This window comes from Sphingomonas sp., from assembly GCF_036387535.1.
In the GTDB taxonomy this organism is placed as follows: domain Bacteria; phylum Pseudomonadota; class Alphaproteobacteria; order Sphingomonadales; family Sphingomonadaceae; genus Sphingomonas_R.
Genome location: NZ_DASVTO010000117.1, coordinates 1 through 9,972, shown reverse-complemented (window position 1 = coordinate 9,972; position 9,972 = coordinate 1). Strand labels below are relative to the sequence as shown.

The 9,972-nt window shown below is 65.8% G+C and carries 10 protein-coding genes; 6 read left to right on the top strand and 4 right to left on the bottom strand.

Annotation, left to right across the window (positions count from 1 at the left end):
• The 6 genes from VF649_RS11135 to VF649_RS11110 form a co-directional block, all read left to right on the top strand.
• The coding region (locus VF649_RS11135; RefSeq protein ID WP_414713667.1) for a class I SAM-dependent methyltransferase at positions 1-478 on the top strand (478 nt) is incomplete at its 5' end.
• 102 nt (positions 479-580) lie between these two features.
• Complete coding sequence (gene secB, locus VF649_RS11130; protein ID WP_331012025.1) at positions 581-1,084, top strand: protein-export chaperone SecB; 504 nt, start codon at positions 581-583, stop codon at positions 1,082-1,084.
• 82 nt (positions 1,085-1,166) lie between these two features.
• Positions 1,167-2,753, top strand: coding sequence for a murein biosynthesis integral membrane protein MurJ (gene murJ, locus VF649_RS11125; protein ID WP_331012024.1), 1,587 nt, complete (start codon positions 1,167-1,169; stop codon positions 2,751-2,753).
• Between the two features lie 38 nt (positions 2,754-2,791).
• On the top strand, positions 2,792-3,790 hold the full coding sequence (gene trpS, locus VF649_RS11120; protein ID WP_331012027.1) for a tryptophan--tRNA ligase: 999 nt from the start codon (positions 2,792-2,794) through the stop codon (positions 3,788-3,790).
• 241 nt (positions 3,791-4,031) lie between these two features.
• A complete protein-coding gene (locus VF649_RS11115) occupies positions 4,032-4,715 on the top strand; it encodes a DUF4136 domain-containing protein (RefSeq protein ID WP_331012023.1) in 684 nt (227 codons plus the stop codon).
• A 153-nt stretch (positions 4,716-4,868) separates the two neighbouring features.
• Positions 4,869-5,486: an energy transducer TonB gene (locus VF649_RS11110; RefSeq protein ID WP_331012022.1), complete on the top strand. Its 618-nt coding sequence runs from the start codon at positions 4,869-4,871 to the stop codon at positions 5,484-5,486.
• Positions 5,487-5,493: 7 nt separating this feature from the next.
• On the opposite strand, the gene dnaA is transcribed toward VF649_RS11110, so the two are convergent.
• The 4 genes from dnaA to uvrC form a co-directional block, all read right to left on the bottom strand.
• Entirely contained in the window at positions 5,494-6,897 is a 1,404-nt protein-coding gene (gene dnaA / locus VF649_RS11105) for a chromosomal replication initiator protein DnaA (RefSeq protein ID WP_331012026.1), read from the bottom strand.
• Between the two features lie 487 nt (positions 6,898-7,384).
• On the bottom strand, positions 7,385-7,648 hold the full coding sequence (rpsT, locus tag VF649_RS11100; protein ID WP_331012021.1) for a 30S ribosomal protein S20: 264 nt from the start codon (positions 7,646-7,648) through the stop codon (positions 7,385-7,387).
• Positions 7,649-7,749: 101 nt separating this feature from the next.
• Positions 7,750-8,562: a bifunctional DNA-formamidopyrimidine glycosylase/DNA-(apurinic or apyrimidinic site) lyase gene (gene mutM / locus VF649_RS11095; RefSeq protein WP_331012020.1), complete on the bottom strand. Its 813-nt coding sequence runs from the start codon at positions 8,560-8,562 to the stop codon at positions 7,750-7,752.
• 41 nt (positions 8,563-8,603) lie between these two features.
• On the bottom strand, positions 8,604-9,972 hold a 1,369-nt coding region (gene uvrC / locus VF649_RS11090), incomplete at its 5' end, for an excinuclease ABC subunit UvrC (protein ID WP_331012019.1).

The following is a 9,972-nucleotide window of genomic DNA, read 5'->3' as shown; positions in this document are numbered from 1 at the left end:
CACGAGGTTGGAAACCAAGCAGCTTGCAGGCACCGTCGCCACCATCGATGCCGCCGCCGGCACCTCGACGGTCGCACCCGGCTCGGCGGACGTGGTGCTGACATTCCGCAACATTCACAATCTCACCATGAATGGCGGGCCCACCGCGGCGAACGTCTTCAAGGCATGGTATGCCATGCTGCGTCCGGGTGGCACGCTGGGCGTGGTCGACCACCGCCTGCCCGCGAACCGCAACGTCGCGGACGAAAAGACTAGCGGTTATCTAAAGCGCGCCACCGTCGTCGCGCTGGCGCAGGCCGCGGGGTTCAGGCTGGCCGGTGAAAGCCAGGTCAACGCCAATCCCAAGGACAAGGCCGATTATCCGCAGGGTGTCTGGACCTTGCCGCCGGTGCTGCGCGAAGGCGACAAGGACAGGGCCCGCTATCTCGCAATCGGTGAAAGCGACCGCATGACCCTGAAATTCGTCAAGCCGCGCTGACGGTCGGACGGGCGGGCGGCATGGGGTGGCGTGCCCCCCATTGCCCCGCCCGCGCGGGACGGCTATCGCCCGCGCTTTCCATTCAGCGATCAGGATCACGACATGGCCGAGAATGAAGGCATGACCGGCGAAGAGCCGATGTTCGCCGGCGACGATACCGCACCGCAGGTCGGCGTCATCGCGCAATATGTGAAGGATTTCTCGTTCGAGAACCCGAACGCGCCGATGATCTACCAGCAACAGGCACAGCCGCAGATCGATGTGCAGTTCAACATCGGCTCGGCCGCCGTTGGCGAGGACATCTACGAAGTCATTCTCAAGATCGACGCGAAGGCGACCGTCGATGGTCAGACGGCGTTCGCGGTCGAACTGTCCTATGCCGGTCTGTTCGGCATCCGCAATGTGCCCGCGGACCAGCTTCAGCCCTTCCTGCTCGCCGAAGCGCCGCGCCTGCTGTTTCCGTTTGCCCGCCGGATCGTGGCGGACGCGACCCGCGACGGCAATTTCCCGCCGCTGATGCTCGAACCGATCGATTTCGCCGCGCTGTACCTGTCGCAACAGCAGGGCGCGACCGATGGCCAGGGTCAGCCGATCGGCCACGCCTGACGCAACCGGCGATCATCGCCATCACGCCACGTACCCCCGCATCCGCGGGGGCACGCACCGCCGGTGACGAGGGACGTCCATCATGAGCCTCGTCCGCAACACCGCCACCATCGGCGGCTTCACCCTGCTCAGCCGCATCCTCGGCCTCGTCCGCGATGTGCTGATGGCGCGGTTCGTGGGGGCGGGCTTCGCCTCCGACGCGTTTCTGGTCGCATGGCGCCTGCCGAACCTCTTCCGCGCCTTGTTCGCGGAAGGAGCGTTCGCATCGGCGTTCGTACCCATGTTCAATCGCACCATTGCGGAGGCGGAGAAGCTGAGCGGCGATGGCCTGCCCGCCGGCCGCCGCTTCGCGGAAGACGTGCTGTCGGTGCTGTTCCCCTTCCTGGCGGTTTTCACCACGGTCATGATCCTGTTTCCGGGGCCGATTGTCTGGGCGATCACCTTCGGCTTCCGCGAAAGCGGCGGCGCGCCGAAACTGGCGCTCGCCACCGAACTCACCCGGATCACCTTTCCCTATCTGCTGCTCATCTCGCTGGTGTCGCTGCTCGGCGGCATCCTCAATTCGCTCGGCCGCTTCTGGGTCAATGCCGCGGCCCCGGTGCTGCTCAACCTGTGCATGATCGCGGGGCTGCTGTTCTTTCGCGGCCATGACGATATCGCCACCGCCCGGACGCAGGCGATCGCCGTCACCGTCTCCGGCGTGGCGCAGCTCGGTTGGCTCATCTGGTCATGCCACCGCGCCGGCATGACGCTCGCGCTCCGCCGTCCGCGCCTCAGCCCGCAGGTGCGCAAGCTGCTGACGATCATCTGGCCCGCCGCGATCGGGGCCGGCGCGGTGCAGTTCAACCTGCTCATCTCGACCAATCTCGCCTCCGGTTTCCTCGGCGAAGGCGCGGTATCCTATCTCTATTATGCGGATCGGCTGAACCAGCTTCCGCTCGGGCTGATCGGCATCGGCGTCGGCACCGCGATTCTGCCTGCCTTGTCGCGGCAGATCGGTGCGGGCAACGACACCGCCGCCGTCCATACCCAGAACCGTGCGATCGAACTGTCGCTGCTGCTCACCCTGCCCGCCACCATCGCGCTGATGCTGTCGGCGACTCCGCTGGTGCGCGGGCTGTTCCAGGGGCTGCGCTTCACGCCGGACGCGACGCAGGGTTGTGCCGCGGCGCTCACCGCCTTTTCGTTCGGTCTGCCCGCTTACATCCTCATCAAGGTGCTGACCCCGGGCTTCTATGCCCGGTCGGACACGCGCACCCCACTGCGGATCGCCATGGTCGCGATGGTCGCCAATCTCGTGCTCAATCTCGGCTTCGTCTTCCTGACGCCGCTCGCTTATGTCGGGCTCGCTTTCTCCACGGCCGCCTCCGCCTGGCTCAACGTGCTGCTGCTCTACGCGACACTCCACCGCCGCGGCCTGTTCGCGGTCGATGCCCAGCTTCGCCGCCGCACGCTGCGCCTCGCTGCGGCCAGCCTCGCCATGGGTGGCGTCCTGCTGCTGCTCAATCCTCATGTCGATGCCCATACCGCCGGCGCGCTGCCGGTCCGTGTCGCGGCACTGGCCGTACTGATCGGGGTGGGCGGGCTCGCCTATTTCGCGGCAGCTTTCCTGTTCGGCGCCTTTTCGATTGCGGAACTGAAGGCGCAGTTCACCCGCCGCCGCGCTTGACGCCGCCGACGCCGTCCGCAAAGGGCAAGCCCATGGCCATGCGTATCGTCTCGGGCATCCAGCCCACCGGAAACCTGCACCTAGGCAATTATCTGGGGGCGATCCGCAACTGGGTGCGGATGCAGGATGCGATGCCGGCGGATGGCGAATGCCTGTTCTTCCTGGCCGATCTCCACGCGATCACGGTCCACAACGACCCCGTCGTGCTGGCGGCCAACATCCGCGAAATGGCGGCGACGATCATCGCCTGCGGCATCGATCCCGCCCGCGCGATCCTGTTCCGCCAGCGTCATGTTCCCGCCCATGTCGAACTCGGATGGCTGCTGAACGGCACGGCCCGCGTCGGCTGGCTGAACCGCATGACGCAGTTCAAGGAGAAATCGGGCAAGAACCGCGAGGGCGCCTCGGTCGGCCTGTTCGGCTATCCCGTGCTGCAGGCCGCCGATGTCCTGCTGTACCAGGCGACGCATGTGCCGGTAGGCGAGGATCAGAAACAGCATCTCGAACTCGCGCGCGACATCGCGACGAAGTTCAATCAGGACACCGGCACCGACCTCTTCACGCTGCCCGACCCGATCATCCCACCGGCGGCGGCACGGATCATGTCGTTGCGCGATGGTACGGCCAAGATGTCCAAATCGGACCCTTCGGAGGCCAGCCGCATCACGCTGGTCGACGATGCCGACACCATCGCCGGCAAGATTCGCAAGGCGAAATCGGACGCCGACACCCTGCCCGCCACGATCGCGGAACTCGCCAATCGGCCGGAGGCGCGCAACCTCGTCGGCATCTACGCCGCGCTGGCGGATCAGACGGCGTCGGAGGTCCTCACCCGCTTCGAAGGCAAGGGCTTCGGTACGTTCAAGCCGGCGCTGGCCGAACTGGCGGTGGAAACGCTCCGCCCGATCCGGGAACGGCTGAACCATTTCCGGGCGGACCCGGCCGAACTCGACCGGCTGCTCGATCACGGCGCCACCCGCGCCCGCGCCCTTGCCACCCCGACCCTCGCTGCGGCCTATGCCGCTCTGGGCCTCTGATCGCCGAAGCTTGCTTCTGCCGGACCGCTAAACGCCCTTTCGACGGTCCTGACGACCGGTGATTCCGGCCTCCTGTACGCCGTTTGCGCACCCCGCACGCATTCCGACGGACGCACCGCACCTCCACCCGGCGCATCGGCAACGAAAGCCTCTATCCAGGCGTTCAAACAAGGTTCAGACAAAACGCCCTACAGCGTCGATCAATTCCCCAAGCCTTGTGCTCCAAGAGGTTGTCGTCCCCATGTCGCTCCGTCGCACAGTCCTGACCCTCGCCGCCCCGCTGTCGCTGCTCGCGCTCAGCGCCTGCGCCACGCCCTTCGCCGCCGATGTCGCCCGCTATCAGCGCATGCCCGCCCCGCAAGGGCAGAGCTTCACTGTCCAGGCTCTCGATCCCAACAAGCGCGGTGGCCTCGAATTCGCGCAATATGCCGGCTATGTGACCCAGGAACTCGCACGTCAGGGCTATCGCCCGGCCGAAAGCCCCGCGTCGGCCAGCTTTGTCGTATCGCTCGACTATGGCGTCGACAACGGCAATGAAAAGGTCGTCTCGACACCCGGCTTCGGCGGGTTCGGGGGCGGATTCGGCTATGGCCGCTTCGGTCGCTTCGGCTATGGCCGCTATGGCTTTGGCTCGCCTTTCTATTACGGCTTCGGTGATCCGTTCTTCGGCGGCTATAACGACGTCCAGAGCTACACCTATTTCACCAGCTTCCTCGATATGCAGATCAGTCGTACTTCCGATGGCGAGCGTCTGTTCGAAGGCAAGGCCAAGGCGCGGTCCCGCACCGACAGCCTGCCCAACATCGTTCCGAACCTGGTAGAAGCCATGTTCACGGCTTTCCCCGGCCATTCCGGCGAGGAAGTTCGTATCACCATTCCCGAAGACAAGCGCCCCGCCACGATCCGCAACCGCCGCGTCGGCTGAACGTACACGTCTGCAAGCATCAAGACCCCGCCAGCGCGGGGCCTTTTTTGTGTCAGGCCGTCATCCCCGCCGCTGTTTGCCCCCGCCGCTGTTTGCCGTTGTCTCGCATTCCTGCATGCCTCTAGGATCGATGCTGCAGCAGGGGGCGTATGAATGATTGGTTTTCTGGCGATGCTAGCCGCGCTCGTGCCGGCGCAGGCATCCGTATCAAACACGTCCGATCGTTCGCGCCCGGCCGAATCGCTCTCCTCGCCCGCCGATTGGGTCACTGCCGATGATTACCCTGCGGCTGCGTTGCGCGCGGGTGCCCAGGGAACATCCGGCGTCCAGTTCCGCGTCCTGCCGTCGGGACGCGTGTCAGGATGCGAAGTCACGGACTCAAGTGGATCGGAGTTGCTGGACGCGATGAGTTGCGCCTTGGTCACCACCCGTGCCCGCTACCGGCCCGAACTGGATACCTCCGGGCGCGCCGTCGAAAGTGCCTCCAAGACCCTGCGGTTTACATGGCGTTTGCCGGACGAAGAATCGGCGGCGCCCGAGTTCCGTTTCGGTATTCCGTTCCGGCTTGAAGTGCAGGTGGATGTGAATGTCGACGGGAATGTCACGGATTGCACGATCATCGCCAGAAACGGGCCGGTTCCCCTGCCGCCGGGCGATCCATGCCTGGAAATCCGCGCCAGCAACGACGTTTCTCCCTATCGTGACGCGTCGGGCAAAGCCGTCGCATCGCGCATGACGTTTGTCACCAGCCTGTCCTACGCGCCGCGCTGACGCCGGCTCACCCCTCCAGCTGCCGGATCAGCAGCCGCACGTCGGCGTCCAGCTCCGCATCCTGCGCACGGAGTTTCTCGATCTGCTTGACGGCGTGGATCACCGTCGTGTGGTCACGCCCGCCAAAGCGGCGTCCGATTTCCGGCAGCGACCGCGGCGTCAGTTGCTTCGACAGGTACATCGCCACCTGCCGCGGCCTTGCCACTTCGCGCGCGCGGCGGGCACTCGACATCTCGGTCTGGCGGATCCGGTAATGATCGGAAACCCGACGCTGGATCTCCTCGATCGTGATCCGGCGCTGATTGGCGCGCAGCAGGTCGGACAACGTCTCCTGCGCAAAATCCATGTCGATCGGCCGGTCGAGCAGGGTCGCATAGGCCACGACGCGGTTCAGCGCGCCTTCCAGTTCCCGGACGTTGGCGCTGATCCGCTTCGCCAGGAACATCGCGACATCGTCCGGCACCTTGGCGCCGGCCATGCCTTCCAGCTTCTTGTCGATGATGTTGAGCCGCAGCTCGAAATCGGCAGGGTTCACGTCGGCGACCAGGCCCCAGCCCAGCCGCGACAGGATGCGGCTTTCGATGCCCTCCAGGTCCTGGGGGCTGCGATCGGCGGTGATGATCAGCCGCCGTCCGGCGGAGATGATCTCGTTCATCGTGTGGAAGAATTCTTCCTGCGTCGAATCCTTGCCCGCGATGAACTGCACATCGTCGATCATCAGCAGGTCCGCCGACCGCAACCGCGCCTTGAACGTCAGCGTGTCCTTCGCCCGCATCGCCGACACGAATTCGAACATGAACTTCTCGGCGGACATATAGATCACGCGCGCATTCGGGTGCCGCGCCAGATAATCCTGCCCGATCGCGTGCATCAGGTGGGTCTTGCCCAGCCCGGTGCCGCCATGCAGGAACAATGGGTTGAACGTCACCGGCCCACCCAGCGCCAGCGTCCGCGCGGCGTTGTAGGCGACCTCATTGGCCTTCCCGACCACGAAATTGTCGAACGTGTACCGCGGCTCCAGCGGGGTGCCGATCGGCGTCACCACCGCGACGGGTTCAGCCGCAGCCGCGACCGCAGGTTCCGCCACCGGGCCGCTGTCTGCACCGAAGCTCGCCAGACGCACCGCTTCGCTCCGCGCCGCGACCTGCACCTCGGTCACATGCGGCAGCACGGCGCGCCAGGCCTGACGCAGCTGATCGGTGAAATGCGTCGCGACCCAGCTCGCCATGAAATCCGAAGGAGCGGCCAGCGTCACGATCCCGGTGTCGGCATCGAATCGCTCTAGGCCCAGCGGCTTCAGCCAGCCGTCGAAGCTGCGCGCACCGAGCGATCGGCGCAGCATGTCGCGGACGGCGATCCACGCGGCCTCATCGGGGGACATCCCCGCGGCCGCATCATCGATCGCCTCCATCACTGCCGCCACGCCCATCTCCCCATCGCCCGCGCCATCATGGTCGCAGGACAGCACGCTCCATCCGCGGACCATCGGCCACGCCGCACGACACCCAAAGAGCGGGACGCGCGGGTCCAACGCGAAAGCGATATCGCTTCCGACCAGGAACCGGATCATCGAAACTGTTTGCCACCGACGGAGAGTCGCCCCGCGGCAGACCCCTATTTAGAGACAGCCGGACGCCCCGATCAATCCCTCGAAACGTCACCAAACCGAAATAAACCGGCTTGACACCCAAAGCCGCGGAAAACCGTAGACTGCTACTAACATATTGAAATCACAAGGTTAATACTTTGTTAACCTGATAGTGCATGCCCGAATCAAATCGCAAGTTGCGGATTTAACAGCCTTCTTCAACGGACATGAAAAAACCCGCCGGCGGATGCCGGCGGGTGGATTTTCATGATGAAGAAGCCGACCTGCCGGCACCCCATTTTGACCGGGTTCAGCCCAGCGCGGCGACGCGCTTGGTCAGGCGCGAAATCTTGCGCGACACGGTGTTCTTGTGCAGCACGCCCTTCGACACGCCGCGCATCATTTCCGGCTGCGCCGCCAGCAAGGCCGTCGCCGCGGCATCCTTGTCCCCGGACGCCAGCGCAAGCTCGACCTTCTTGACGAAGGTGCGAATCCGGCTGACGCGGGCGCCGTTGATCTCGGCGCGACGCTCGTTGCGACGGATACGCTTCTTGGCTTGCGGCGTGTTCGCCATAGAAATTGGTCCTCGGATGCTCAAATGGTCTGGCGGCACGGGCGCCCCGCCCGTTCCGTGAAGGCGCGTTCCCTATCGCGATTCCCGTAATCGGTCAACCGTCAGCGCTGGCATTCCGGGCACCAGAAGGTGGATCGCCCTCCGTCCGGACGCCGTTCCACGATACCCCCGCACGGACAGGCTTCGCCCGCACGGGCATAGACCCGGAACTGCTTGCTGAAATAACCTAATTCCCCATCAGGCCGCGCATAATCGCGCAGGGTCGATCCGCCCGCATCGATCGCGGACAGCAGGACCGCCTTGGCCGCATCGACCAGTGCGCGCAGCCGCACGGGCCTAATCGCCCCGCCCGCCGCCGATGGCGCGATCCCCGCCATGTTCAGCGCTTCGCAGACATAGATATTGCCCAGCCCCGCGACGATCCGCTGATCCAACAGCAACGCCTTGATCGGCGCCGTTCGCCCCGCCAGCCTGGCGGCCAGATACCCTGCGTCGAACGCCGGGCCCAGCGGCTCGGGACCCAGCGCGCGAAACGGCGCAAACGCGTCCACGGCGTCGCTCCGCACCAGATCGATCGATCCGAACCGCCGCGCGTCGTTCAGCGCCAGCCGCCGCCCGGCCGCAGTTTCCAGCACAAGATGGTCGTGCGTCCCGATCGCCTCCGGGTCGACGCGCCACCGCCCCGACATGCCCAGGTGAAAGATCATCGTATCGCCGCGATCGGTCGCGATCAGCCCATATTTGGCGCGCCGGCCCAGCCCCGTCACAGTCGCCCCCGTCATCCGCTGGCGCAGGTCGACCGGGATCGCCCGGCGGATATCGGCCCGGCGCGGTTCCACCAGCGTCAAGCGCTGCCCTTCCAGCACGGGACGCAGCCCGCGGACGGTGGTTTCGACTTCGGGCAGTTCAGGCATGCGGGATCAGATATGGCGGGTGCCGGTCTGACACAACGCCCTCATCCCCCCGCATGGAAATGGTCGTGGATCGCGCGCGCCATCGTCGCCGATACGCCCGGCGCCTTCTGCAGATCCTCCAGCGCCGCCGCGCGCACCGCCTTCGCGGTCCCGAAATGCATCAGCAACGCCTTCTTCCGCGCCGGCCCGATCCCCGGCACATCGTCCAGCGGGTTGGCGGTGAACGCCTTGGCCCGCTTCGTCCGATGCGCGCCGATCGCGAACCGATGCGCCTCGTCGCGTAGCCTCTGCAGGAAGAACAGCACGGGCGAATTGAGCGGCAACATCGACTCCCGCCCGTCCGGCATGTGGAAATGTTCCCGCCCCGCGTTGCGGTCCGGCCCCTTGGAGATGCCGACCACCGGCACATCCTGCACGCCCATATCCTCCAGCACGCCGCACACGGCGGACACCTGCCCCTTGCCGCCGTCGATCAGCAGCAGGTCCGGCCATTCGCCCGATGTCCGGTCCGGGTCCTCCTTTTCCAGCCGCGCGAACCGCCGTTCCAGCACCTCGCGCATCATCGCGAAATCGTCGCCCGCGGTCGTTTCCGGCCGCTTGATATTGAACTTGCGATAGCCGCCCTTCCGGAATCCCTCCGGCCCCGCCACGATCATCGCGCCGACCATGTTGGTGCCCATGATATGGCTGTTGTCATACACCTCGATCCGGCCGGGCGATCCCTCCAGTTCGAACAGCTCGGCCACCTCGGCCAACAGCTTGCCCTGCGTCGTCGACTCGGCCAGCCGCCGGTCCAGCGCCTCCACCGCATTGCGGCTGGCCTGCGCGACCAGCTTCACCTGGTCGCCGCGCTGCGGCTGCTTCAACTGCACCTTCCGCTCCGCGCGTTCCGACAGTGCCGCCTCGATCAGCGCGCCTTCCGCCAGCACCCGGTCGAGCAGCACCAGCCGCGGCGGCGGGACCTCCTCGTAGAATTGCATCAGGAAACTCGCCAACACCTCTTCCTCCGGCACCTCGGCGGTATGCGCGGGAAAGAAGCTGCGATGCCCCCAATTCTGCCCGCCGCGGATGAAGAAGGCCTGGATGCAGATCGTCCCGCCCTTGCCCGCCAGCGCGAAGATGTCGGCGTCGCCCAACCCCTCGGCGTGGATCGTCTGCGTCCCCTGGATGTAGGTCAGCGCGCGGAGGCGATCGCGGTAGACGGCGGCGATCTCGAAATCCATCGCCTCGGCCGCCGCCTGCATCTGCTTGCCGAGCTTCTCCTGGACCTTGTTCGACCGCCCGCCCAGGAAGTCCTTGGCGTCCTGGACGAGCTCGCCATAGCCGGCCTTGTCGATCCGCTCGACGCACGGCGCCGAGCAGCGCCTGATCTGGTAGAGCAGGCACGGCCGCGCGCGGTTGGCGAAGAAG